Origin of the sequence: Gordonia effusa NBRC 100432, from assembly GCF_000241305.1 — a bacterium.
GTDB classification, from domain to species: domain Bacteria; phylum Actinomycetota; class Actinomycetes; order Mycobacteriales; family Mycobacteriaceae; genus Gordonia; species Gordonia effusa.
Genome location: NZ_BAEH01000083.1, coordinates 1 through 24105 on the forward strand (window position 1 = coordinate 1; position 24105 = coordinate 24105).

Consider the following 24105-nt stretch of genomic DNA (forward strand, 5'->3'; position numbering starts at 1 on the left):
CCGTACCTGGCCAAGTATTGGCTTGCCGATCGCCCCGGCACGGCCGGCGGCGACATCCATGTCTACCGGCCGGAGGCTGGAGTCGACCCCCGCTATCTCCAATATGTAGTCGGTAGCCGCAACTTCGTCCGGTTCGCCGAAGCCGCGTCCAAGGGCACCAAGATGCCGCGCGTGGAGTGGACGAGTCTTCGCGAGTACCCGGTGGTTCAGTTCCCACCGGAGGTGCAACGTGGCATAGCAGACTTTCTGGACCGAGAGACAGCCAACATCGACGCAGTGCTGACGAGAATGGATCTCCTGAGCAACGCGTTGCGACACCGAACTCGGAGTACTCAGACGAGAGCCGTATTTGGCCTCGCGTCAGGACAGCGATCCAGCGCCGCCGATGCGCACTCGCCCCTCTCCGGCGTCCCCGAGCACTGGGGGCGTACCAAGTTCGGCTACGACTTCACTGAGAGCTCGGAGCGGAACGGCGAGAACCCGCCCGGGCCACTCCTGTCTATCTCCGAGTACAGGGGCGTTGAGCTCAACACGCGTACTGAAGGCCAACAGGCGTCGCTCGACGTGTCGAAGTACCGGGTCGTGCGACCAGGGCAGCTTGCTGCCAACATGATGTGGCTCAACCACGGCGGGCTCGGGGTGTCGTCGCTCACCGGCTACATCAGCCCCGACTACAAGGCGTTCTGGATCTCGGACCGTTTCGAGCCTCGCTACGTGCACCACCTCTTCCGAAGTTCGCGGTACATCGACTACTTCGCCGCCATCGCGACCGGCGTCCGGCCGAACGCACAGCGAGTGACCAAGACCATGCTGGACGCAACCCCGGTCCCGCTTCCGCCCCTCGACGAGCAGATCAAGATCGCCGATCAGCTGGACGAAGCGACGGCCCGCGTCGACGCCATGCTCGCGAAGGTCGCCGACCTCAAGGCGCTGCTCCTGGAGCGCCGCGCGGCACTCATCACCGACGTCGTCACCGGTCGGAAAGCGGTCGCGTGATGGGCGATGCGCAGCTGATGGAGTCGGAGTTCGAGCGCAACCTCTGCTCGGAGCTCTCGGAGCGCGGATGGCTGTACGAGAACGACGGTAAGCCGACCGGTTGGGACATCGGCCTGGCGATGGTCCCCGCTGACGTATTGCACTGGCTCTCAACCCAGTATCCCGACGAGTACGAGAAAGCCGTACCCGCAGACCTCGTCGACGAGCAGAAGACCGCAGCCGAGCGGAAACTGCTGCAGCACATCACCAAAGAGCTGGCGAAGCAGACGAAGATGGACGCCACCACGGGCCACCCCGTCGGCGGTCTGCTCGGCGTGCTGCGGAAGGGCTTCACCTACGCCCAGGTGGGTCGCCCCGCCGCGAAGTTCGGGCCGATGATGGAGTTCCCGCCCGCGAACCCGAACCTCACCGAGGTGGTAGAGGCTGCTGACTCTGTGAGGCTACGCGTCCTGCGGCAGGTGCGATTCGACACCGCGACCAACGAGACGATCGACGTGGTACTTACCGCCAACGGCCTGCCGGTCGTGACGATGGAACTGAAGACCGACAACACCCAGACGGTCAATCACGCGATCCGCCAGTACAAAGATGACCGCCGGCCCGGGAAGAACCGGGCGCTGCTCGCGCCCGGCCGTGCCCTGGTTCACTTCGCGGTGTCGAACGACCTCGTCTACATGACCACGAAACTCGAGGGCGAGGACACCGTGTTCCTGCCCTTCAACCAGGGCAACGACGGCCACGAGGGCAATCCGCCGTCGGGTACCGGGTCGTCGACGAACTACCTGTGGCGGGAGATCCTCGCCCGCCCGACGTTCATGCGCATCCTGAAGGACTTCGCGCTGTTCGAGCCCAGCAAGTCCGGCAAGAAGGACGGCCGGCTGGTGTTCCCGCGCTTCCATCAGCTGCGCGCGGTCGAACGCGTCGTAGGCGACATCGAGCTGAACGGGACGGGCAAGCGCTACCTGATCTGGCACTCGGCCGGCTCCGGCAAGACGAAGACGATCGCGTGGCTCAGTCACCGGCTGATCCGGCACATGAGCGCAGATTCGGAGTCGACGTTCGACTCGGTCATCGTGGTCACCGACCGCAACGTGCTCGACGAGAACATCCGCCACGACATGAACCTGGTGCAGTCCAGCAAGGGGCTGGTCGTCAGCGTCGGGGAGAAGTCGGGGGCGAAGTCGCCCCAGCTGAAGGCGGCACTCGTCGAGGGCGACCACATCATCACCTGCACCCTGCAGACGTTCCCCGAAGTCATGAAGCTGATCGAGGACACGAAGGAACTCCGCGGCCGACGCTGGGCGGTGGTGGCAGACGAGGCACACTCCTCGCAGTCGGGTTCCGCGGCGAAGAAGCTGAAGGAACTCCTGGTCGACGTCGACCTCGACCCGGAAGACGAAGACATCAGCGCCGACGACCTGCTGCTGGCCAAGGACTCGGCGATCGCGGCGTCGGCCAACATCACCTTCATCGCGCTGACCGCCACGCCGAAGGCCAAGACGCTGCGGCTGTTCGGCACCGAGCGCGACGGCCGCTGGGAAGCCTTCGACACGTACACGATGGCGCAGGCGATCGAAGAGGGCTTCATCCTCGACGTGCTCACCAACTACTCCACGTACGACATGTTCCTGCGGGTGAAGAACGCGGTGGAGGACGAGCAAGAGATCCGCGTCAATACCGGCGAGGCGGTCACCAACATCGTCCGGTTCGCCCGGCTGCACCCGACCGCGATCGCGCAGAAGGTGCGTGTCGTCATTGAGCACTTCCGTCGGAATGTGATGCACATGCTCGGCGGTGAGGCAAGGGCCATGGTCGTCACCAGCTCTCGCGTCGAGGCGCACAGTTGGTCGAAGAAGATGAACGCCTATCTCGACGAGCAGGGCTACACCGACATGAAGACCCTGGTCGCCTTCTCCGGCTCACTCACAGACGAGGACACCGGCGAGTCCGTCACCGAGGTTTCGCTCAACAACCGCAGCGACGTCGCCCGCGCGTTCCGCGAGGAGGGCGAGTACCGGGTACTCATCGTCGCCAACAAGTTCCAGACCGGCTTCGACGAGCCGCGTCTCATGGCGATGTACGTCGACAAGAAGCTCACCGGTGTCGCCACCGTCCAGACGCTCTCACGGCTCAACCGCACCTACCCGGGCAAGACTGCTCCGATGGTCGTGGACTTCCGGAACTCGCCGGCGAGCATCCAGAAGGACTTCAAGCTCTACTACTCCGACGCCCACGTCGAAGGAGACGTCGACCCCAACGCCTTGTACACCCTCGGGGAGCGCCTCGACACCGCCGACATGTACACGCACGACGAGATGAACGCCGTCGCTGACGCCTTTCTCGCCGACTCCGGTGGGGAGGCGATCGCCAAGGCCCTCGCGCCGATCAAGAATCGCTGGAACGGCCAGATGCGGCAGGCGGTGCTCAGCAAGGACAAGGTGAAGCGGGAGGAACTCGAGCAGTTCCGCGCCGACGTGATCAGCTACCGCAACGCCTGGCAGTTCCTCAGCCAGATCGTCGACTACCAGGACGTAGACCTCGCACGGCGCGCGATCCTCGCGACCCTGCTCGCGCGCAACCTTCACTCGGACGGCGAGGATTACGACGACAGCTACTTGGAGGGCGTGCAGCTCTCGGGCGTGAAGCTCGTACCCGCCGCAATCGGTGAGGACCACTCGCTGAGCGAGGGCAGCAGTGAAGGCATCAAGCTGCCCACCTTCGAGGGAGAGCACAAGGGCGGCGGCGGAACACCACAGCGGGGGCCGCTCGACGAGGCCATCGACAAGGTGAACGAGATGTTCCAAGCCAAGGGGGTCGATGTGAGCCCGGAGAGCGTATCCGGGTTCATCACGACGTTCTGGGGTTTCCTCGACGCCAACGAGGAGGCTGTGGCGATGGCGAAGAACAACACCGTCGCGCAGCTCAAGGCGTCTGAGGGATTCAGCGGCGCTGTCGGTCTCGCGGTGTTGAAGACGGTCAGTGAGGCGCAGGAGATCCAGTCGTACATGACGGATCCAGCGTTCCTGCAGGCGATCACGGACATCGCGGCGGACACCATCCACACCCAATACCGGAGGTCGGTCGATGTTCTAACCGACCCAGACCAGGCCGAGAGCGCGCGGACTGCGCGTATGGCCCTCGGCGCGCTGGCTTCTCTCGAAGAGGGTTGGGTCGACGGCGAAGCCGGGGAGGCTATCTCCGCGGAGGTGATCAGTCGAGGTGCCCAAGTCATCGACGTCATAGAGAATCTCGGCAACGTCACGAGCTCGGTCTTCCCAACCGAAGAAGGCGGTGTGCGCTTCTACTGGCCGCGCGCCGAGAATCAGCTGACGATCGAAGTCGAGCCCTCTGGTGCGCTCTACATTCACACCGCTGACGTGGCGGCGGGAACGTTCCAGGACGAAGCGGTGCCGGCAGACGCTGACCTCACTGATCGACTCGCAACGTGGGTGGTCGAGCGGGGCGGTGCGTCATGAGTGAGGACGTGACACGTGAGCGGATGGCCGTCGGCGAGACCGAGCTTCTGCGCCCCATCATCAGCGCCTGGTGCGACGACAAGGGAGTTGTCGCTCCGCAGGCGTTCAATCTCAGTAGTGCAGACAAGCAGGACTCCAACCGCTTGTCCATCGTGCGCGGTGACGCAACGACTCCCGATCAGGCCTACGCCGATCGAGCTTCACACATCAAGAAGCGGTGTGACGAGAAGGGAAAGACGTACACGCCTCCGGTCGGTGTCTTGGCCGTGACGGTCGAAGAGGTCGAGTCCGTGGAGATAAAGTCCTCCGAGGGCAGTCGGACACCCCTCACCGTGTGGGACGACTCGATGAACGCCGATCGTCCAGATGACCACGGGCACATCGACTTCAACGACGTGCCTCCCGATAACAGAGGTGCGTGTCTATTCGTCGCGAAGGCAATGCTCGCTCAAGCTGAGGCCAGAGGCTGGAAGTTCCGCCCCGTGGAGCCCTCGGAGTAGCGATGATCGATCCAGCCGTGAGCCTCGCGTCCGTCGGTGACACCGTCCGGGACGCCCGCCGTGAACGCGGGTGGTCGCAGACTCAGCTGGGCGAGGAAGCCGGGGTGTCACGGCCGACGATCGCGCGCATCGAACGCGGCGACGATGTGTCAGTCGCGACTCTCGCCAAGGTGACGGCAGCGGTGGGGCTCACGGTCAAGATCGAGGCGGCGCAATAGCTTGGCAGCGTCCGGGAACCCTGCATGTCCGACGAGGTGAGCTGGGACGACGTCTTCGGTGACCTGGACGTCCGTGTGCTCGACCACGACCAGCGTCTCGACTGGATCAACGACCGCATCCACCGGACGCTCCACGGCAAGGACTGGGCGGCGCTCTCGGCAGGTGAGGAAGGGCAGCTCGCCTGGGATGCTGCGGTACGCACGTTCCTGGAGGGCATCTGGGTCGCCTGCATCTTCTCCTGCCACGTCGTCTGCGAACGTGAAGTCGCGGGTGTCCTGTCGTCGTCGCACGCCGCGTTGAATGGCTGGCTGCCGAAGTCATGGGAGTCGTTCGGGCTTGGGCGACTACTGGGCGAGGCCAGCAAGCACCAGCTGCTGCCGCCGGATCTCATCGAGGATGTTCGGCAGGTAGCCGACGCCCGCAAGCCTTACGGGCACTGGCGCTCGGCCGTGCACGAGGAGTCGTTGATGAACCGCGTCGGGGCGGAGCATGAGCAGACTGGGAACACTGACTACGCGAACCTGGTGCAGCGCATGGTTGTTCGCGACGCGGCGCACGCAATGGACACGACGATTCGGTTGTACTTCGGGAGCTTCGGACTCGGCGGACCCTGACGGGCTAAGCCGCGTCCTCACCCCGCCGCCGCGGATGATCCTTCTGCGCGATGGTGCCGCCGGGCACTGCCTCCGAGACCGTGTGCCGGCCGTGGAGCAGGTCGCTCTCCGCGCTGCCCGCCGCCGACGTGGTCTGAGCCTGCTCCCGGTCCTTGCCACCGCCGCCGGGACCGCCCATGGCGCCCATCGGCATCATGGGCATGCCGCCGCCCATGGGCCGGGCACCGGTGGAGTGAGCGGGCGACGTGGCGCTGGTACCGGTACCCGTGGCACCGCTGGTCTTGGTCTCGGGGCCCACCGAGAAGGGGCCGCGCTGCTGCTCGGCGGTACGCCCCGACACGTCCGTCGCCGTGTTCAGGCCGGTGGCGGAGTTCCCGCTGGTGACGGGCTGCGTGACGGTGCCGGCGCTCAGACCAGTAGGCGAGGGGGTGGGCGTCGCGGGTGCGCTCGGGGTGACCGTCGCGGCGGGGGTGGCGTGCGTGGAGGTGGATGCGCCGCCGCCGAGGGTGAGCGGCGAGCCGATGAGACCGGTCAGCTCGCCGGTGTCCAGCACGCCGTCGCTGCCCAGGATCTTGTCCCACGGGCTGGTCTTGGACTGTGCCAGGTCCTTGTCCTTACCCTGCTGCGTCGGGGTCGACGCGACGGGTGCGGCCGCGGCGGGGGTGGCGGCGGCGGTGGGCTGCGCCTGCTGAGCGGACTGCGGCTGCTGCTGCTGCTGGGAGGCGAGGAGCGCGGCGAGAGCAGCGGTGGACTCCGGGGTGGCGGTGCTGGTGGCGGTCGTGGAGGGGGCGGTGGACGGAGACGGGGTGCCGGCGGCGGGGGTCTTGCTCGGCTTCGGGGTTCCACCGGCGGTGGTCTTGGCCGGGGTGCCGCCGGAGGGCTTGCCGGTGCCGGTGCTGGTGGAGGGGGAGCCGGAGCCGTTGCCGGTGCCGGTGGAGGGGGTGCCAGTTCCGGGTGCGTCACCGATCACCTCCACCGCCCGGACTTTCGAAAGCGCCAGGTCCGCCTTCTCCTGGGCCTTGTCGTACGCTGCGTCGGCCTCGCGGCGGCGTCGCCGCAGATCACCGAGATGCTTCTGTGCGGCCTCGAGCTCCTTGGAGGCCGCGCTGGTGTCCCCGCTCGCCGCAGAGGCGTCCTTGAGCTTCTGCTTTGCCGCGGTGACTGCCTCCTCGGCGGCCTTGATCTCCGAGTCCTTGGGCGCGTTCCGGTTCCAGGCCTTCGCGGCGTCCTCGCGGATCTTCAACGCCTTGGCGGTGGCGGCGAGGGTGGCGAAGAGCTTCTCGGCTGCCCCGGCGCGCGCGGTGAGTGTCTCGCACGACTTGGCGACCGTGAGCCCCTTGCCTTCCGCGTGCAGTCGCCCGACCTCGCTACGCAGCGCTGCGGCGGCGTTGCTCGCCGCGACCGCTGCGGCCTGGACCGTCGCAGCGCCGAGGTCCTCGATGCGGTGCTCACCGCTGGGTGCCATGTCAGGCCTCCAGGACGCCGGTCTCGCCGGTAGTGTCGGCCCCGGTGGCCTCCGTGTAGATCGCGCGGAGGTCGGTGACGATGCCGGCGATCGCCAGGTCGCTCGCGGCGATCTGCTTCTGCGCGTCGGCGATGATCCGCGCGACGGTTGCTGCGGTGGGGCTGCCATCAGTTGCGCCCGGGATGGTCTCCAGGCCCGCCAGGTCGACGCTGCCGCGCACCGCGTCGATCGCTGCGATCGAGTCGAGGAACGCTTGGCGGTCGTGGATCTGGACTTCGTTCTCGTCGGTCATGCCTACCAGTTTGCCAGGTCTACCAGCGCAAACCAGCCTGAGACGCTCTACTGGGAGGTGGTCGCCGTCGAGTAGCGCGGGTCCGTGCGTGGATCCACCGCGGCGGAGCGATCAACGAGTGCCTTCGCACCCATCTGCGCGAGGAGCGGGTCCAGGTATGCCGCGTAGGTGTAGGGCTCCGCGCTCTCCTCGACCAGCCCGATCAGGGTGATGCCGCGGGGGCCGACCAGGAACAGCGGGGAGCCGGAGTCGCCAGGGACCGTGGAGACCTTGGCCCCGATCCCGTCCCCGTCAGCATCGACGAGGAGTCCGCATTGCACGCCGCTCACCGCGGCGTCCACGCACACCGCGGTGTGATAGTCCAGCTTCTGCGTCGCCTCGCGCGTCAATACGCCGACCACGTTGCGGCCCGCCACGGTGGGCGAGGCACTGGATGCGCCCCAGGTCACGGTCGCCCCGTATTCGCCGGCGATAGTTCCGGTGTACGGGGCAACGGCATGCCCGCCCGCGGTGACGCTAGACCCCCGTACCTGGTCGCAGTGCCCGGCGGTGAGGTAGCCGCGGTGCCCGGCCGCTGCGGCAGCTGCCACGGCTGGACCTGCTGTGCAGGGCGCGCCGGTAGCCGACTGCGTGAGGGTGATCCGCTTCGGTGCTGCGGCCGCCTCGGCGTCGGGGATCGTGGACCAGGTGGTCTCGACGTCGGTGGAGGGACCGGTGCTCTCCGCGGCCGCCGTCGCGCTCGGGTTCCCGGTCGGCGCTACCGGCTGCCCGGCCACACCCGTCGAGCACGCCGACATCACCACCGCGGCGGCGATGCCGGCGGCGGCTGCTCCAAGGCGCGTCCTGCTCATGCGTTCGATCATCGCAGACGAGGCCGAACAACCCGCCGAATGCGGTGTCACGTCCCCCGACTGAATGTCTTGAGCGGGAGCCTGATTCATCGACGCACCGCTTCTGCGAGGCGCTGCTCCACGCCGCGAAGGTCGGCCACCGCAGCGGTGAGGTTGGCCTGTTCCAGGAGGTCGATCGCCTCGTGCAGGCGGGTGCAGGCGCTGTCCATGTCGCTGTGCACTCCGCGGTGCAGGTTGGTGATCGAGTCGCGGTAGTCGGTGCTCATGCCGGGGATGGTGGCGAGTGCCCGCCGACTGAGACGTGCGCGGCGCGGGTTCGGCAGGTGCACGCCGCGGTCGTGCCGCGTTCACGGAGTCGGTACCGGCGAGCGGTAGGAACCGTTGCGCTGCAGAGGGTTCCGGAAAAGTTGGAACAACTTTCTTGATTCTGTCCCACGCTCGTCGCTGACCAGGGGGCTCTCGATTATCGAGACGGATTCGGGGTCTGATCAGGCACGCTGCGGAGCTTTCGTTTCCGGCCGCTGTCCAATGTGCTTGCTACAACTGGAGCCAGCTTCCCCAACCTGACCAGCCAACCGGAGGAGAGACAATGACCACCACCACCCGTATCCGCATCGGAACGCCAGCTGTCGCCGAGCAGCTCGGCGTGTCAGACGAGACCGTTCGTCAGGAAATCTCGCGCGGACACCTGCCCGCGATCCGCGTCGGCAGGACCTACCGCGTGCTCCAGAGCGACGTCGACGCGTACATCGCCGCCGCGGAGGCGGAGGCGTTCCAGACGGGAAAGCTCAAGGGCGTCATGCACGCCGCGTGGTTCGCGGCAGCTCCGGAGCCTGCGTAGCTAGGCCCAGAGACGAGGAAACCCGGCGCTGGAACGCCGGGCCTCATCTCAGTTAGTTGTCCCCGCACCGCTAAGAACGAAGGACGTATCCGATGATGCCACACGGCACCAACTCCGTCGACACCGCTGCGCTTCACGACCTCGTCAACGCGCTCGGCCGCGCCCAGGCGAACGGTCGCGCGACCACCCCGATCATCCGCGAGCTGCTCGCTGAGCTCGGCTACCAGTTGGGCGACGAGGTGGCCGCCACCCTCGCCGACGACGATCAGTACGAGCAGGCCCGTGTCGCCGCCGCCCGTGCTGCCGTGGTTCGGCGCCGGGGAGCCGCGGCGCGGGCCCGCCGCCTCGCGCGTGAGGCGGTGTCGCGATGAGCGAGACCTTCGACGAGTTCCTCGCCAGCCGTCCTCAGCTGGTCCGCGACCCCGACGCTCGCCGCGTTCCCGGGTGGTGCGACTGCCCGCGGTGGTCGATCGGCGACAAGCCGATCTTCCACCGCCACGCCGCGGGGTGCGACGCCACCGGTGAGGCCGCCGAGGCGTTCACCTTCGTCGGCGCGGACCGCGTCATGAAGGCGACCACGCTGGAGGCACTCGCTGCGTGGATCCCTGCTCCGCCGGCGCCCCCAGCTCAGGACCCCGCAGCGACGACCATCGTGATCAAGCGCATGCTTTCGCTCGGATTCCACCTGGTGGCACTCCCCGCCGGGACGAAGAAGCCGCGCGGCCGGGGATGGAACGACCCCGAGCAGACGCCGGCGCTCACGTTCGAGCAGGCCATGGCTCACGTCAACGCCGGGGGCGGTCTCGGTGTGCTCCTCGGTCCGAGCGACCTCATCGTGATCGACGCGGAGAACGCGGCGGCCACCGCCGCTTTGGTCGCGGCGGGGTACACGCCCGTGCTGTACACCGCCAAGGGGATGAACCCCGTGCGCTGCGATCCGCGAGCGAACAAGATCGGCGGCGGCCACTTCTGGTTCCGACGTCCGTCGTCCATCCCCGCGGAGCAGCTCAGCAACGTCCCCCAGAAGGTAGTCGGAGACGGCGGACTGGTCGATGTGTTGGCCGCGCCGGGGTCGATGGCGGTCGTTCCGCCGACCGCGCTCGTCGAGGCCGCCGGCTGGCGGTACACGGCGGAGGGGCGCAACCGGCTGTGGCACGGCGAAGACGAGCTGTCCGAGGCGCCCATGTGGCTGTTCGACCCGGCCGCGGGGTGCCCGACCGGTCTGGAGAACCTGCACGGTGGCCTCGTCCCGAAGGCGCCGGTCGAGCGCGTGGCCCATGACGAGGGCTCGCAGGAGCTGACCGACGCCGTGGACGGGATCGAGTGGGATGCCGTAGAGGCTCTCGACGACCGTCTCGAGGACTGGGGCGACGCGGACGACGACGGGTGCCCGGTGCGGCACTGGCGGGGTGCCGACCACCGCAAGAGCGTCACCATGCACGGCTGCGGACGCGGCCGGTTCGCGCATGTGTGGAGTGGCACCATGCGCGCGGCACTCGGGATGGGGGACCGCGAGTCCGTCTCCCCGCTCTCGCTCGCGTGTCTCCTGCTCGGCAAGGACGACCGTGGTGCCGACGTGCGCGAGGTCGCCCAGCGATTCGGACTCCGGCTCGGCGGGGAGCAAGAGCTCGACACGATCACGCCGGACTCACTCGAGGAGGCCGCCGCGGAGTTGGAGGCCGCCGCCGAGGCGGGCGGCCGTGTGGAGAGTCGGCCGACGACCGGTACGCGCCAGCCCGACGGCAGCGGCCAGGGCGAGGTCATCCGGGTCGAGGTCGGCGCAGACGGGCTGCTCCGGCGGGCTGCCGCGTTCCGTTCCGCAGCCGTCGTGATGCGGGCCCGACAGCACGTCGTCGCGCCGCAGAGCGGTGCGGTGCTGATCGGCGCCGGGAGCGTCGTGGGACTCCCCGCGGGTCTGGCCCAGGCTCCGACGGTCGGTGGCGTGGGCAGCACCGCTCCTGTGGTTCCGTCGGCACCGCAGGAACCGCTCGACGTCGAGACCGTAGAAGGGGCCAAGACGGCCGAAACCGCGCCGGCGGTGGACGACGCGGTCGAGGGGGAACTCGTCGAGGGGACCGACAACGCTGCGGAGGCTCGCCGGGTGTTCCGGGAGCTGCGACCGAAGATCCGGGAGATCGAGCGGCAGATGCGCGACACCACGCCCGGCCTCAAGCGAGCGTGGGACTACGCGGAGAGCGAGGGTGTGTTCATGCACGGCCTGGTGGGCGCACTGCTCCCGCGGATCATGGCGTCGGTTCCTCCGAACGTCGTGCTGCCACCGCGCAACGGGCTGCGCACCCACAAGGTCAAGGGCCAGGGGCTCAACCAGTACGGCGTAGTCGTCGCGCCCAGCTCGGCTGGCAAGGGTGAGACCGACAACGCTGCGGAGGCGGCGGTTCCGTTGCAGCTCGGGGTGGCAACAACGACGAACGGCACCTCCGAGCACTGGTCCAAGCTGCTGCGGGGGCGTAAGGACGGTGTCGACTACATCAAGACGACCAGCCTGCTCGCGCAGGTGGACGAGCTCGACACGTTCAACGCGTACCTCACCCGGCCGGATAGCAAGATGCCCGGGTGGATCGCCAGCACCTGGATGAACGGCTACGGCGGTCAGGGAACCTCGGACGAGAAGAACGCCGCGGTGCTGCCGAAGCACGGAAGCAGGATCGGGCTGCTCGTCAACGGGCAGCCCGGGAAGATGGACGTGCTCGCAGCGATGTCGGCGATGGGCGTTGGGCCGCGCTTCTACAAGTGCCTCGCCGGCCTGGTGCACAAGGCCGACCGCGGACCGCTCTACGGCATCCCCGTCGCTCCGGTCATGGCCGACCAGAGCGGTCAGCCGTGGTACAGCCTGGGGCACGTCGGTGAGCCCCCGATCCCGTGCCAGCAGCCGCTGGCCGCCCGCGACGCCGGCACCGGCCTTCAGGCGGCGCCCCTGATCGTGAACAAGGGGGACGCGATCAAGGACGACGACGGTGCCGAGAGGCTCGGCGTGACCGGCTTCGACGACGCCGAGCCCATCTGGATCGACCTTCCGCAGTGTGCACTCGATGACATCGAAGCCGGACTCGAGATCTCCGCCGAGCGGGCGGCGGACTGGGGCGAGGCGTTCGATCAGGACCAGGAGGGTCTGGTCTCCGGTCACCGGGTTCCGATGCAGATGCACATCGCGGCTGCGCTGATGGTGCTCGACGGCGAGCACGTCATGAGTTCGGCTCACTGGGAGGCGGCCGGCCTGTTCCTCATCGCCTCGGACCTCACGGCGGCGGCGTGTGCCGCCTACATGGAGCTCTCCGGTGAGGCTGAGGCTTACCGACTGGGGCAGCTCAAGGGCGTCGGGTACGCCGCGTCGAAGGCCGCCGAGGCCACCGTCACCAGCCGCGGCGTGCAGAGCGCGATGAAGGCGATCGTCTCGCGGCTGCGGATCTGTGGTGGCACTGCTATGCCTGGCTATCTCCGGTCGGGAAGCGACGGCACGGGCAACCTGCCGAAGTTCGGCGCCATGAGCAAGCTCCAGCGTGCGCACATGGCGCAGGGGTTCGCGGTTCTGGAACAGGCGGGGCAGGCCCGACTCAACGCGGACGGTTCCTGGTCGCTCGCGGGCCCGCTCGCCATCGTGGCCTGAAGCACGGAACAGAACACCCCGACTGGTTCGCTGGTCGGGGTGTTCTGGTGTCAGGGGTACGGCGTCTCGACCCGAAACAGCCCGACGCGGCGGTCGTCGGGCTGTTCCGAAAGCGCTCTCACCTGCGGATAGGGCTGTTTCGGGCTATTCGGGTCGTCGGGCTGTTACACACCTGCGGACGATCCCCCACAGCGTGGTGGTAGTTCTTAGACGCCGAGAGACAATTTGACTTTAATATATTGAATCTTTCTCACTGCATCTCGCTGCGGGCGTGGGGCAGCCCGAACGACCCGACGACCCGAAACGGCCCTATCCGCAGGTCAGCTATGGTGCGAGGCGTCGGGCTATTGGGCCGTTTCGGGCTGCCATGTCCGATTCTGAGTTTGCTGTACTAAATCGGATGGTTGGTGTCAGATCACCGCTGAGCCCGACGCGACCCGACGCAGTGAGGTGCCCGCTGGTCGGTGAAGGTCGAGCGCGGCAAGGCTCTGGTCGCAGCCGTGGACGAGTGGGACAAGGAGAATTGCTGCGTCGACGGCTACGACCCGGAGTGCGACATCCTGAGCATCACCGGGCTCCTGGAGGAGCTGTGGCCGGAAGTGGTCGCAGAGACCGACGCGTGGGCGCGCCGGCACGCGTCGACGCAGGAGTAGCGGAACAGGCTGATCCCCACCACCACCGTCGGGGCCGTGATTCACGATGTGGTTATCGCTCCAGCTCACACTCGGCAACCACGTCGGGCCACATCTCACCGAGCAGCTCCAGCACGTGCCGGGACCGCTCAGGTGCGCACGGTGCGCGATGCTCCCGCCAGTTCTCGTCGCAGGTATCCAGCAGGATCTCGCCGAGCTCCTTGCCGCGGCACTTGTCCACTTCGGGGGTCCACCCGTAGCGCATCGCCAGCATCACGTCGTGCAGCTCGTCGACCCCGGCGCCGAGGCGCGCCGCCACGCGGATCGCGGCGCGGGTGCGCAGCTCGTGTAGCTGCCGGTCCCGCATGTCGCCGTAGTGCAGCGCCTGCTTGTATTGCTCGTCGGTCATGTTGATGTCGGTCATGCCGCCGGTGTACTACCGCTGGGTCGGGATCGGCGGGCGGGGCTCGGCATGGTGATCCGGCCTCTCTCGCCGTGACACACCCTCGACCGTCCCTCGACCCGCCCCCTCAGCAACCTCCACCCCCGACCGTCGCCCGCCGCGCCCCCACCCCCCGGCCTCATCTCCATTCTCGATTTTCGAGACATTTTCGCAGGTCGAAGCGTTATCGACCCTTGCGCGGTATCGGAACGGCCAGTAGTATCGGTAGCAACAACCTGAGCCGGGCATCCCGCTCAGCAACGAATGGAGGCGCCCCGTGACCGCGACCATCACCCCCGCCGACGCCGCCGTCGGCGCCCTCGTCCACGCACTCGCTGCGAACCTCGATCCCGACGCCCTGCACGCCGCCGTCGCCCAGGCACTGCTCGCCGCCGAGATCGAGCACGGCGACGCCTTCTACCTCGGCGAGCTCCTCCCCGACGTGATCGACGGGCAGGTGTGGCACGGCGAGGCGGTGCTCACCGCAGGCGAGGCGCTCCGAGTCGGACTCGGGTACGTGGCCGCCGCGATCGTCGCCGGCGCCACCCTCTGACCCCCTGATCTCCGGCCGCCGCGCTCGTCCTCACGGTGCGGCGGCCGGCACCACCCCGACAAGGAGAACCCGTGACTTACGCCGCCACCGCCACCGAGGACGAGACGAATACGTTCGCTGTCGAGGTACTCGCCCGTACCCACGCCGCGCTGAACCCTGGCCGCCTCGCCTGCGCCGTCACCGCTGCGCTGGCCACCGCCTCGATCACCTACGGCAGCGTGACGCTGCGCGCCATTGACGATGACCTGCTCGCCGTCCCGTCCATCGGCGAGGTGTGGGCAGCCGGTGACGTCGAGATCCCTGCCGATGAGGCACTGCGCGTCGGCATCGCCTACGTCGCCGCGGCCTTGGCCGCAGGCGCACGCCTCTGACCCCGGAAGGACCACGATGCTCAACCCCGCCGCCGCCGGCCGCACCTTGGTCGGCCTCGACCTGTCGCTCACCGGCGCAGGTATCGCCGCCCTGGACCTGGTGACCGGAGCGCTCTCCACGGCGGTGCACCGGTCCCCGGCACCGAAGCAGGACACCCTCGGCGCGCACGTTCACCGGCACCGCGCACTGGTGCACGGGCTGGTGCACCAGGCCATCGCCTGCGACCCGGCGCTGGTCGTGGTGGAGGGGCTGCGGTTCTCCGTCTCGGCGCAGGACTCGTCGCTCTCCCGTCGCGGGTTCCTGTGGTGGGCCGTCGTAGAGGGGCTGGTGAACGCTGGCGCACCCGTCCTGGAGGTCACCCCGTCGCAGATCAAGATGCTCGCGACCGGGAACGGAGCCGCGAGCAAGGACATGATGGTCGCCGAGTACGCGCTCGCGTGGCCGGACGCCACCCGCGACAAGAACACTCAGGACCGCGCCGATGCCGCCTTTGCCGCTGCGCTCGGAGCCGCGTACCTGCGCGCCCCGGTGCTGCCGTTCAAGGTGACCGGCAAGCGGCGACAAGCTCTCGCCAAGGTCACCGCCCCGTCGATCCCACCCCGCATCGCCGCAGCCGACGCGGCCTGACCCCACCCCTCGAAGGAGAACCCCATGACGATCACCGTCCTGACCCAGCCGAACTGCGCCGCATGCCGCTGGGTGACCAAGTCGCTCGACGCCGAGGGCTTGCCCTACGAGCTGCGGGACGTTCGCGACGATCCCTCAGCCGAAGACCTGCTCGTCGGCATCTACCAGCGTCTCCGCCCGGGCATGCACCCGCAGACGCCCGTGACGATCCTCGAAGACCACGGCATCGTCTTCGGCCCGGACATCCGGTCGCGTCTGCGTGAGCTGCGTCAGGCGAGTGCGGCGTGAGTGGAACCATCCGGAGGCCCGCACCCGGAGGCGGAGTCTTCATCACCCGACCAGCCGCAGCGGGGCTCCGCGGCGTCTCCCGCCGGCGGATCGACTCCCTCATTCAGAGTGAGGAACTCCCGGCGTACCAGGTGGGCCAGCGCGTGATGGTGCTCGAGGCCGATGTCCTCGCTCTCGAGCTGCCGTCCGCGCCGCCCGAGGGGTTCATCACCCGCCACGCCTCAGCGCGGATCCTCGGCTGCACACACCGCGCGGTGGGACTCATGGTGGCGCGAGGTGACCTGCCGGCCGAGGAGTTCGGCGGCCGCCTGTACCTGCGCGAGGCCGACGTACGCAAAGCCGCGACCCCCCGCCGCGTGATGCCTCCGCGTCGCCGGTGACCAAGACAGAAAAGAGAAGGAACGACCATGGCCAATCACGACATGCACGCGGAGCAGATCAGGGCGGAGATCGAGCAGCGGGAGCAGGAACGGATCCGCGTCGAGGCCGAACGGCGGGCGGCCGCCGACAAGGCGTGGGCAGAAGCCGAGGCCAAGCGGCGGAACGCCTCTTGGGACGAGCACTACGCGGCGGAGAAGCAGCGCGCGGAGCAGTTCCACAGCGGGGGTAAGCCCGCGGCCGACACCAAGCCCGACGCGAAGCCCGCGACCGAGCCGAAGCCCGACACGGAGCAGAAGCCGGACACGGACGAGAAGCCGAAGCCAGATGCCGACAAGGACACCGACTCGAAGCCGAAGCCGGACGAGAAGCCCGCGCCCCAACCCGACGACAAGCCGAAGCCCTCCGCGGGGCAGCGATTCGCCCGCGCCGCCGGCATCCCCGACGGCTACGTGCGGAGCCCGATCAAGCAGTTCCCGGCGCTGCTCAAGACGCAGGTCAAGACCGGTGCTGACATCTCTGCCACGCTCGCCGGCAAGATGGGCGCGAAGGGTGCTCTCAAGACGGCTGCCCGACTGATCCCCGGTGTCGGCACCGCGGTCGGCCTCTACTCCGCCTGGAACAACGCGAAGTCCGGTGACTACGTCGGCGCGGCGTTGAACCTGGTCGGATCCATCCCGGGCCCCATCGGCTGGGTGGGGCTCGGTGCGTCGGTCGCGTGGGAGATGTTCGACCTGGGCGGCAACAAGATCGGGCAGTGGGACTCGCCTGACGGCAGCACCACCCACATCCTCCCGGCCGCGGCGAGCGATGTCGGCGGGGTTACCGCGCTCGACGGCCAGCTGCGGCAGGCGCAACAGCTGGTGTTCAGCTTCCAGGACGGGCCGAACGGGCGGGTGTGGGACTCGAACCCGCCTGAGGCGCTCCGCCTGGACGGCGCCGACATCAAGCAGGAGATCGCCGAGGCTCTCGGAGGCATCTCGGGCCTCTTCGCCGAGGTGGATCGGGTGATGAGCTCGGCCGGCGAGCAGTACTTCGACGAGTACAAGGCACGCCTGCAGCCCCACCTGGACGCGATGGCCGCGCTGCGAGAGCAGGTGAAGCCGTTCGTGCAGCAGCTCACCGCCGCGTCTGACGGCGCAGGGCAGGCGTACACCGCCGTGCTCGACGCCAACCGCTCCGCCCGCGAGCAGCTCGCCGCCGACTCCAAGTTGTCGGATCAGGGACCGGCGTCCGCGTTCACCTCTGCGGTGAGCGCAGCTGGTTCCCGGGTCATCGCCGCCGACCAGAACATCGCGAACCTGTTCGGTGAGCCCGCCGCGGTGCTCACGGCGACCGTCGCGAGCGGCACCGGCACGCGGATCGACCCGAGCAAGACGGCGACACCGGTGCAGACCACTCCCGCGTCGCCCACGACGCCGGCCGCTGTCACCCCGACGTCGCAGACGCCGACCCCGGCCAAGACGGAGACGCCGAACAAGACCACCGACGCCCTCGGCGATCTGCTCCGGTCGCTGAACCAGAAGCAGCAGGCGCCGACCACGCCCGTCTCCACCCCGAACCTCGGCAACGGTCTCGGCGGTGGGTCGCCGCTCGGTATGGGCGGCAGTCCCCTCACCAGCTCGCCGAGCAAGCCCCTCAGCAGCGACGGCGACCGCAAGCTCGACGACTCGAACAAGAAGGGCGACGAGAAGAAGGACGAGCGCAAGCTCGCCGAGCCCAAGGAGAAGACGCAGGAGCGGAAGCCGACGCCGCTCGCCGCGTCGAAGACCGACAACGCGAAGACGAAGCCGGGAGACCTGAAGTCCACCGAGAAGCCGGGCGGTCATGCCGCCGCGGTCCCGGCCCAGCCCTCCGCCGCTACCGCCGCGAACCCGGCCGCAGCGGCCGCGCAGGGACCGGCCGCTCCTCCTGAGCCGAGCAAGGAGGTCGACGTGAAGGGCAACAAGGCGACCTTCCCCGACGCGAAGACGGCGAAGCTCGCGTCGCTCCTCGCCGCAGCGGATCCCACGCACCCGCTGTCGCTGGCCGAAGCCGCGAAGGCAGCCGGGCTCACGCCACCCGTTCCCGGCCAGGACCCCGGAAGCCAGGTGGCACCCGCCCAGGCCAAGCCCGGTGACCTGCTCGTGGCGGGCGACAAGAGCTACCTGCTCCTCGGCGACGGCAAGTTCTACGACCTGCAGGAGTACAAGGTCGTCTCGGCGGACCAGCTGCCGCAGGACATGGGGTCGAGGGGCGGTTACTTCCACCTGAACGATCCGAGCCCGGCCGGTGCGCCGGGTACGCAGCCGGTCTCGGGGCAGACCCCGAACGCCGTGGATCAGCAGGTGCCCGGTGGAACGCCGCCTGCCGCTGCGCCGGCTGATGCGAGCTCGCCGAAGGCTGATCCCGCTCCTGGTGCTCCGGCACCGGCCACGGGTGCAGTCCCGTCAACCGGTACGCCGGGGGCACCGAAGCCCGCTGGCCAGGCCGGACCGAGCTCGGCGGAGTCCACGCAGACCGGCACCGGGCAGACGTCACCGTCACCCTCGACCAGCGCGCTCGACCCGTCGGCCGTGCGCTGACACGAGCAGCAGAACACCCCGCAACCTTCACGGCTGCGGGGTGTCTCTGTGTCGGTGGGATAGGCGTCCGAGTCTAGTCCCGGTCGCGGTCCTCGTCGTCCCAGCGCTGACCGTCGTCGCGGATGTCCTCGTCGTCGTACACAGGCCCGGTCATGCGTCCGTCCCCTTCCGCTGCGCCGCGAGGTAGGCGGGATCAGATGCGGCCACCGCGGCGGCCACGGCGTCCCGGGCCACCCGCAGCGCGGTCACAGCTTGGCTGTACCCGTCGGCGGAGCTGTCGAGCTCCTGGAACTCATTCAGGAGTGCGCGCACTTCATGCAGCAGTTCGGGTGGCACGTCCTCGGCGGCGGTCTGGGTCCAGGTCGTCTCGTTCATGCGGACACCATGTTCGCGACGCCACGAAGATGGTGTGCGGGGCGCGAGTAGCTGCGCTCAGCGCGTCGGCTCCGGCAACAGCACCACGGTGTTGCCGATGGGATCGCTCACCCACCAACCGGCGCCGTCCCGTGTCCGCTCCGGCAACGCGTAGGCCTTGTCCATCAGTCGAGTCACCGCCGCGTCGACGTCCGAGCCGTGGAACTCCAACCTGGTCGCCGTGTGCGGCCGTGACGTGGCCGGGTACAGCTCCATCACGAGACCAGTCGCGGGGCAGGTGATCGACCAGTGCTCGGGGCCTTTCTCACCGTGCTGTTCCCGGACGGGTTCAGCGTCGAAGACCGCACCGTAGAACGACGCGGCGCGGTCGAGGACCGGAGGTGGGACGTACAGGAGGATCAAGCTCAGGCGCATCAGTCGAGCCCCGGCAGCCACATCTCGGCCTGCGGAGCGATCCGCAGTTCTCCGCGGGCCTGCTGTTCCCGCAACGCCTGCTGCTTCTCCTCGGGCAGGGTGTCGACGTACTCCTGCGCTATCACTGCCGAGCCGGGAACAGCGCGCAGACCACGGCCGGACTCGGGATGCACGTCAGGGCAATCCGCGATGCAGCAGCCGCACTGCGTGTACTTGGAGTAGTCGACGTCCGTGTCGCCGGCCTCTTCGCTGCGGATCGACGGGAGGGTGCACCGGCCGTCCTCGGAGCCGATGTGGTCGCGGCGTGGACAGTCGCACAGCTCGACGGGCGCGGACTCGGTCATGGCTGGAGAGTAAGCCGGAGCAGTGACACGGGGCGATTGGTTTCCGTAGTCGTAGACCTCGAACCCCAGCTCAACCCGTCGCCCAGCAACCCACGAGAAATTCGTCCGACCTATCGCCGAGGCCCTCCCACCCCTGTTTCCCCAGCCCGAATCCACCCTGCCGGCCGCCCCGGCGTAGTCACTCGCGATGGATGCGCGCGTGGTGACGAGAAATCCACTTCCCGCACATGGCAAGCCGGTGAGCTGGGGAAACGGGCTGGGAAGCGAGTGCATTCTCGGTGGTCGAGGCGGCTGATCCGGGGCGTCCGTACTCGCGCCGCGTACCTGCGCTGCGGGGGTGTCGGGCCTACCGTCCGCGCCATGATCCTTCCCGCAGTCACAGCCGCCGCCGAGGTGCCGGATCTACCCGTCGATGTAGTGGAACGGATCCGCATCGCCACCATCGACTCGCAGTCGGAGGGGACGAGAAGGGCCTACGCGTCGGCGTGGAGACGGTTCGAGGGCTGGTGCCGGCGCAACGGGTACGAGGCACTTCCCGCGCATCCGACAGTGATCGCCGCCTACCTCGTCGACGCCGCCGAGACCGTCACCTCGCGCGGTGAGCGGGCGTACTCGACGATGACGTTGGGGAAGTGGTGCGCGGCGATCTTCGATCGCCACCGCCGAGCCGGGCTGGACCCGAACCCGGCGGGGCATGAACTGGTGAGGCAGACCATGTCCGGGATCAGGAGGCAGTACGCCAGCCGCGGAGACAGGCCACGGCAGCCCCGGACCCCTCTGCTCACCGATGACGTGGTGCTCCTCGTCTCCACGGCCCGAGAGCAAGCCGGGAGCTGGGTGACGCACGTGTGCGAGCGACGTGACAGCGCGCTGCTCCTGATGGGGTTCGCGGGCGCGTTCCGCCGCAGCGAACTCAGCGGACTCACTGGCGGCGACGTGGAACTGCACGCCGCGGACGGCCTGCATGTGCATCTACGGAAGTCGAAAACTGACCAGATGGGCGAAGGTGGCGTCTACCCGTTGCCGCGAACGAAGGACGCGCTGCGCTGCCCCGCGTGTGCGTATGTGCGCTGGGCGCAGGTGGTCTCGGCGTTCGACGACGGAGGCAAGGACGCGGTGATCCGACTGCTCACCGACGCCCCGCCGTTCGGCAGCCGACATGTCTGCCGGTCACGCGCACCGAAGATTGGCAGTCGCTCGCCGCTGTTCCGGTCGTGCCGCAACGGGGTGCTGTCGGAGGGCTCGCTGTCAGGTGCCGGTATCCACGCGGTCATCAGGCGGAGAGCGTCGAGGGCCGGATTCGAGCCGGAAGCGGTCGAGCGCCTGGGCGGGCACTCGTTGCGGGCGGGGTTCGTGACGCAGGCGGCACGTGCCGGCGCCGATCACCACTCGATCATGCGGCAGACCGGGCACCGGACACCGGCCATGGTGACTCGCTACGTCCGGGAGTCGGCACCGCTGATCGGGAACGCAGTCACCGTGCTCGGGCTGTGACTACGTCTGGACCAGGAACACGGTGTTGTCGCAGCCGTTCACGTCCACGGCCTTCGATCCGTCCACGGACACCTCGAACCCCAACGCGCGCAACCGATCCGGCGCACCAGAGTCAACGGCCACGGTGACGTCGACGTACCGGGAGATGGTCTCCCACACGCGTGCGGTGTCCACCACCACGGTGGGCCCGCCGGCCGGCGTGATGCGCCAGCTACCGTCCCCGAGTTCCTCGGCCGGCACGTTGAAGATCGCGCTCCAGAAGCGTGCGGTGGACTCCCCGTCGTTCGACTGGAGTCTGATCTCCGTGATCACGCCGCGCCTGCCGTCTCCGACACGATCATGACCAGGTGCCGCTCCGCAGGTGCGGCTACCGCTTCGTCCGACGCGGTGATCGTCACCGGGGCGTCGAACAACAGGCTCAGGAACTCGGCCATCGCTGCGATGTCTGCGGTGCTGGCGCGGATCACGGGACGGGTTGTCGCGGTGTTGCTCATCCACGAAAGACTGCCACGCCGATCCGACACTCGTTTGTTGGAACCGCAAGCCGCGCAGCCTGGTTCGGCGATCCTGCATCACGCCGAGGAGTGATCGCAGGTCTGAGCGGTGTTGCTGGTTCCGATGCAGGTGCAACGGAATCTGCATCGAGGAAATGACTCGCGTGGTGTCAGTGCGAGCGTCCACACTGGCCCCATGCCGAGCTCAGAAGATCGTGACCGCCGCGCCGCCGACCTTCGCGAGCGGGCCGCCCTCGTCCGTGAACATGGCTGGGACACCTACGAGAACGTCTGGAGCTCCGGAGAAGTCCTCGGTGTTCGTGCCGTGCTCGGTGAACCCGGTGCGCTCAACGCCGCGGTCGAGCAGTGGGCACCTGCGCTGTGGGGAGTCGCCTGGACCGAGGCTCACACCGCCCGTAGTCACAGGCGCACGAGGCGGTGGTTCGCCGCACTGGCCGAGACGGCTGACCCGCTGGAGATGACCGAGGCGGAGAAGGCGTCATTGGACGCGTCGAACGCCGCGGTCGGCGAGTTCGCGGGGGCCATGCTCACCGGGGACCGTGAGGGGGCGCGCGCAGCGATGGCGGCGGTGCAGCAGGTGAACACTCGACTGGACCGAAGTACGCTGCTGAACAAGATTCACATGCCAAGGGATGCTGAGGGTTTCGAGGACGATCTCCGCGCGATCATGGTGCGGATCCCCGACGGATGGGGCCGGTGGATCAGCTGCAGCAGGGGCTGGTACCCCATCATCATCCAGCTCGACCATGACCTCGCCGCGATCGATCCGGATTACGAACTGCACCAGGTGAAGGAGAAGCTCGGCGGGCTTCGCTACTACTTCGGCGTGTCCGAGGGCACCTCCAAGGCGGACCGGCAGCGCATGGATGAGCTGGTCGACGCGGCGGAGGAGAAGTGTGAGGCAACGTGCGAGCAGTGCGGCGAGCCCGGCACCCGGCACACGACGCCGCACGGCTGGCTGCGCACGCTCTGCTCGAGCTGCGCGGCGGCCTCGGAGAAGGGGTACGAACCGCTCGGCGAACTGGTCAACGATCTCGACGCTGACCGCCGCGGCCTGTGGCGGGTGACAGGTCACGGCGACGGCTCGGACGCGCACTGGGACATGACGCACGGCGAGGTCTCCATCATCGACGGGGAGCGGTACTGCGACTTCGAAGTGCTCGCACTGCCGTCTGTGCTGCGCACGTGGCGGATTCGGCTCAGCGACGGGACCGAGATCGAATCGGGGCTCATCGCGAGCATCGAGAGGGTCCGATGAGCGACTGGGAACCCGGCGACAGCCTGGTGATCCGGCCCGTCACCGAGAACGTCGCGTTCCCGCCGCCGAAGACGGTCGCGGAGCTGCGCCAGCTACTCGACCAGCTCCCAGGAGACATGCCGGTGTTGGTCGACGCGTATGAGGCTGCCTACTCGCAGATCGGGGCCGTCGCGCTGACCGAGGTCCAAGAGCTGAGTGGTCGACCGCCCTACCTCGGCAGGTTCGAGCACCCGGCCGATGCGGCGCGTGCGGTTGCCGGTACCGACGCCGCGGGTTGGATCAGTGAGCCGGACCCGTTGCCACAGCTAGTCGGCGAACCGACGACGGCGTTGGTGCTGCGCCGCGAGGAGCGCGGTGACGGTGAGTAGCGACCGCCGCGCCTGGGAGACCCGCCTGATGCGCGCGGCCGCATCCGGTGACCTGGACCCGAACATGCCGGTGGCGGAGCGAGCGGCGGTCCAGTTCCTCCTGTCCGACACCCCGGAGTTGGACCTGCACACGTCGACCGTCTGGGCGGAGCTGGTCGCCGCGGACGTGCCGGCCGGGGAGCGGGTGGAGTCCACGCAGATGTGGATGCGTGAGCTGCGTGACGCGCTGCGACGAGGACACCCGGATCAGGGGTCAGGTGACACGACATGACACAGAAGTGACACACAAGCGCTCACGCACGCCGCGACCGGAGCGGAGAAAGCCCTGGTCACCGCTCCGGGGTGGGAACCCGCGACCTGGGACGATGCCGGAACGTGCTCCTGAAAAGCGGAAGGTCGCCGGTTCGATCCCGGCCCTGGCCACCTTCGCCCCTCGCATATGCGAGGGGTTTTTTGGTCTTCGAGGGTTGAAACTTCGAGCACCCCACATCAATTTCGTAGTTCGCGACAATAGTTGTCGTGTGGGTCGGTTTGGATGAGGGGTACTTGCCGGGCCCACACGTTTCGGCAATCTTGGTGTGCGAAGTTGCAGTACGCGACAG

The 24105-nt window shown here is 68.3% G+C and carries 29 protein-coding genes; 19 read left to right on the top strand and 10 right to left on the bottom strand.

Features of this window, described 5'->3' with window-relative positions; all coding sequences use genetic code 11:
- The 5 genes from GOEFS_RS14630 to GOEFS_RS14650 all read left to right on the top strand — a co-directional run.
- A partial coding sequence (locus GOEFS_RS14630) for a restriction endonuclease subunit S domain-containing protein (RefSeq protein WP_007318706.1) occupies positions 1 to 996 on the top strand: 996 nt, incomplete at its 5' end.
- Positions 996 to 4472, top strand: coding sequence for a type I restriction endonuclease subunit R (locus GOEFS_RS14635; RefSeq protein ID WP_007318707.1), 3477 nt, complete (start codon positions 996 to 998; stop codon positions 4470 to 4472). The genes GOEFS_RS14630 and GOEFS_RS14635, both read left to right, overlap by 1 nt.
- Positions 4469 to 4972: a hypothetical protein gene (locus GOEFS_RS14640; RefSeq protein ID WP_007318708.1), complete on the top strand. Its 504-nt coding sequence runs from the start codon at positions 4469 to 4471 to the stop codon at positions 4970 to 4972. Before GOEFS_RS14635 ends, GOEFS_RS14640 begins: the two co-directional genes overlap by 4 nt.
- Before the next feature lie 2 nt (positions 4973 to 4974).
- Positions 4975 to 5190, top strand: a complete 216-nt coding sequence (locus GOEFS_RS14645) for a helix-turn-helix transcriptional regulator (RefSeq protein ID WP_007318709.1) — start codon at positions 4975 to 4977, stop codon at positions 5188 to 5190.
- A 24-nt stretch (positions 5191 to 5214) separates the two neighbouring features.
- Positions 5215 to 5805: a hypothetical protein gene (locus GOEFS_RS14650; RefSeq protein WP_007318710.1), complete on the top strand. Its 591-nt coding sequence runs from the start codon at positions 5215 to 5217 to the stop codon at positions 5803 to 5805.
- Positions 5806 to 5809: 4 nt separating this feature from the next.
- Here GOEFS_RS14650 and GOEFS_RS14655 read toward each other — a convergent pair whose 3' ends face one another.
- The 4 genes from GOEFS_RS14655 to GOEFS_RS14670 form a co-directional block, all read right to left on the bottom strand.
- Positions 5810 to 7270: a hypothetical protein gene (locus GOEFS_RS14655; protein ID WP_007318711.1), complete on the bottom strand. Its 1461-nt coding sequence runs from the start codon at positions 7268 to 7270 to the stop codon at positions 5810 to 5812.
- A gap of 1 nt (position 7271) precedes the next feature.
- Positions 7272 to 7562, bottom strand: a complete 291-nt coding sequence (locus GOEFS_RS14660; protein ID WP_007318712.1) for a hypothetical protein — start codon at positions 7560 to 7562, stop codon at positions 7272 to 7274.
- 47 nt (positions 7563 to 7609) lie between these two features.
- Positions 7610 to 8413, bottom strand: coding sequence for a chymotrypsin family serine protease (locus GOEFS_RS14665; protein ID WP_245549865.1), 804 nt, complete (start codon positions 8411 to 8413; stop codon positions 7610 to 7612).
- A gap of 86 nt (positions 8414 to 8499) precedes the next feature.
- Positions 8500 to 8679 (bottom strand): hypothetical protein, encoded by a 180-nt coding sequence (locus GOEFS_RS14670; RefSeq protein WP_040525219.1) that lies wholly within the window; start codon positions 8677 to 8679, stop codon positions 8500 to 8502.
- A gap of 323 nt (positions 8680 to 9002) precedes the next feature.
- On the opposite strand from GOEFS_RS14670, the gene GOEFS_RS14675 reads away from it, so the two are divergent.
- The 4 genes from GOEFS_RS14675 (at position 9003) to GOEFS_RS14690 (ending at position 13532) form a co-directional block, all read left to right on the top strand.
- Complete coding sequence (locus GOEFS_RS14675) at positions 9003 to 9254, top strand: helix-turn-helix domain-containing protein (protein ID WP_007318715.1); 252 nt, start codon at positions 9003 to 9005, stop codon at positions 9252 to 9254.
- A gap of 92 nt (positions 9255 to 9346) precedes the next feature.
- Complete coding sequence (locus GOEFS_RS14680) at positions 9347 to 9625, top strand: hypothetical protein (RefSeq protein ID WP_007318716.1); 279 nt, start codon at positions 9347 to 9349, stop codon at positions 9623 to 9625.
- Positions 9622 to 12879 (top strand): bifunctional DNA primase/polymerase, encoded by a 3258-nt coding sequence (locus GOEFS_RS14685; RefSeq protein WP_007318717.1) that lies wholly within the window; start codon positions 9622 to 9624, stop codon positions 12877 to 12879. Before GOEFS_RS14680 ends, GOEFS_RS14685 begins: the two co-directional genes overlap by 4 nt.
- A 464-nt stretch (positions 12880 to 13343) precedes the next feature.
- Positions 13344 to 13532: a hypothetical protein gene (locus GOEFS_RS14690; protein ID WP_007318718.1), complete on the top strand. Its 189-nt coding sequence runs from the start codon at positions 13344 to 13346 to the stop codon at positions 13530 to 13532.
- A 52-nt stretch (positions 13533 to 13584) separates the two neighbouring features.
- On the opposite strand, the gene GOEFS_RS14695 is transcribed toward GOEFS_RS14690, so the two are convergent.
- Positions 13585 to 13935, bottom strand: coding sequence for a hypothetical protein (locus GOEFS_RS14695; RefSeq protein ID WP_007318719.1), 351 nt, complete (start codon positions 13933 to 13935; stop codon positions 13585 to 13587).
- 295 nt (positions 13936 to 14230) lie between these two features.
- Here GOEFS_RS14695 and GOEFS_RS14700 point away from each other — a divergent pair, with 295 nt between their 5' ends.
- The 6 genes from GOEFS_RS14700 (at position 14231) to GOEFS_RS14725 (ending at position 18735) form a co-directional block, all read left to right on the top strand.
- A complete protein-coding gene (locus tag GOEFS_RS14700) occupies positions 14231 to 14506 on the top strand; it encodes a hypothetical protein (RefSeq protein WP_007318720.1) in 276 nt (91 codons plus the stop codon).
- A 71-nt stretch (positions 14507 to 14577) separates the two neighbouring features.
- Positions 14578 to 14877 carry a hypothetical protein gene (locus GOEFS_RS14705; RefSeq protein ID WP_007318721.1) on the top strand — a complete coding sequence of 100 codons (300 nt, stop codon included), beginning with the start codon at positions 14578 to 14580 and terminating at the stop codon, positions 14875 to 14877.
- Between the two features lie 16 nt (positions 14878 to 14893).
- The gene (locus GOEFS_RS14710; protein WP_007318722.1) at positions 14894 to 15505 is read left to right on the top strand and encodes a RuvC family protein; all 612 of its coding nucleotides are present in this window, start codon (positions 14894 to 14896) and stop codon (positions 15503 to 15505) included.
- Between the two features lie 24 nt (positions 15506 to 15529).
- The gene (locus GOEFS_RS14715) at positions 15530 to 15793 is read left to right on the top strand and encodes a glutaredoxin family protein (protein WP_007318723.1); all 264 of its coding nucleotides are present in this window, start codon (positions 15530 to 15532) and stop codon (positions 15791 to 15793) included.
- A complete protein-coding gene (locus GOEFS_RS14720) occupies positions 15790 to 16173 on the top strand; it encodes a helix-turn-helix domain-containing protein (RefSeq protein ID WP_007318724.1) in 384 nt (127 codons plus the stop codon). The genes GOEFS_RS14715 and GOEFS_RS14720 overlap by 4 nt, the downstream gene beginning before the upstream one ends.
- 27 nt (positions 16174 to 16200) lie before the next feature.
- Positions 16201 to 18735 (top strand): hypothetical protein, encoded by a 2535-nt coding sequence (locus GOEFS_RS14725; RefSeq protein ID WP_007318725.1) that lies wholly within the window; start codon positions 16201 to 16203, stop codon positions 18733 to 18735.
- A gap of 150 nt (positions 18736 to 18885) precedes the next feature.
- On the opposite strand, the gene GOEFS_RS14730 is transcribed toward GOEFS_RS14725, so the two are convergent.
- Genes GOEFS_RS14730 through GOEFS_RS14740 form a run of 3 tightly spaced genes read right to left on the bottom strand, consistent with a single transcriptional unit; the run spans position 18886 to position 19868 of the window.
- Positions 18886 to 19110, bottom strand: a complete 225-nt coding sequence (locus tag GOEFS_RS14730) for a hypothetical protein (RefSeq protein ID WP_007318726.1) — start codon at positions 19108 to 19110, stop codon at positions 18886 to 18888.
- 57 nt (positions 19111 to 19167) lie between these two features.
- Positions 19168 to 19524: a VOC family protein gene (locus GOEFS_RS14735; protein ID WP_007318727.1), complete on the bottom strand. Its 357-nt coding sequence runs from the start codon at positions 19522 to 19524 to the stop codon at positions 19168 to 19170.
- Entirely contained in the window at positions 19524 to 19868 is a 345-nt protein-coding gene (locus GOEFS_RS14740; RefSeq protein WP_007318728.1) for a hypothetical protein, read from the bottom strand. Before GOEFS_RS14740 ends, GOEFS_RS14735 begins: the two co-directional genes overlap by 1 nt.
- A 360-nt stretch (positions 19869 to 20228) precedes the next feature.
- Here GOEFS_RS14740 and GOEFS_RS14745 point away from each other — a divergent pair, with 360 nt between their 5' ends.
- On the top strand, positions 20229 to 21362 hold the full coding sequence (locus GOEFS_RS14745; protein WP_007318729.1) for a site-specific integrase: 1134 nt from the start codon (positions 20229 to 20231) through the stop codon (positions 21360 to 21362).
- Here the strand turns inward: GOEFS_RS14745 and GOEFS_RS14750 are convergent, their stop codons facing one another.
- Together GOEFS_RS14750 and GOEFS_RS14755 are read right to left on the bottom strand one after the other, a co-directional pair.
- The gene (locus GOEFS_RS14750) at positions 21363 to 21674 is read right to left on the bottom strand and encodes a hypothetical protein (protein WP_007318730.1); all 312 of its coding nucleotides are present in this window, start codon (positions 21672 to 21674) and stop codon (positions 21363 to 21365) included.
- Positions 21671 to 21856 carry a hypothetical protein gene (locus tag GOEFS_RS14755; protein ID WP_007318731.1) on the bottom strand — a complete coding sequence of 62 codons (186 nt, stop codon included), beginning with the start codon at positions 21854 to 21856 and terminating at the stop codon, positions 21671 to 21673. Before GOEFS_RS14755 ends, GOEFS_RS14750 begins: the two co-directional genes overlap by 4 nt.
- A 196-nt stretch (positions 21857 to 22052) precedes the next feature.
- On the opposite strand from GOEFS_RS14755, the gene GOEFS_RS14760 reads away from it, so the two are divergent.
- Genes GOEFS_RS14760 through GOEFS_RS14770 form a run of 3 tightly spaced genes read left to right on the top strand, consistent with a single transcriptional unit; the run spans position 22053 to position 23774 of the window.
- Complete coding sequence (locus GOEFS_RS14760) at positions 22053 to 23135, top strand: hypothetical protein (protein WP_007318732.1); 1083 nt, start codon at positions 22053 to 22055, stop codon at positions 23133 to 23135.
- A complete protein-coding gene (locus GOEFS_RS14765) occupies positions 23132 to 23503 on the top strand; it encodes a hypothetical protein (RefSeq protein ID WP_007318733.1) in 372 nt (123 codons plus the stop codon). The genes GOEFS_RS14760 and GOEFS_RS14765 overlap by 4 nt, the downstream gene beginning before the upstream one ends.
- The gene (locus GOEFS_RS14770) at positions 23496 to 23774 is read left to right on the top strand and encodes a hypothetical protein (RefSeq protein ID WP_245549866.1); all 279 of its coding nucleotides are present in this window, start codon (positions 23496 to 23498) and stop codon (positions 23772 to 23774) included. Before GOEFS_RS14765 ends, GOEFS_RS14770 begins: the two co-directional genes overlap by 8 nt.
- Positions 23775 to 24105 lie beyond the last annotated feature (331 nt).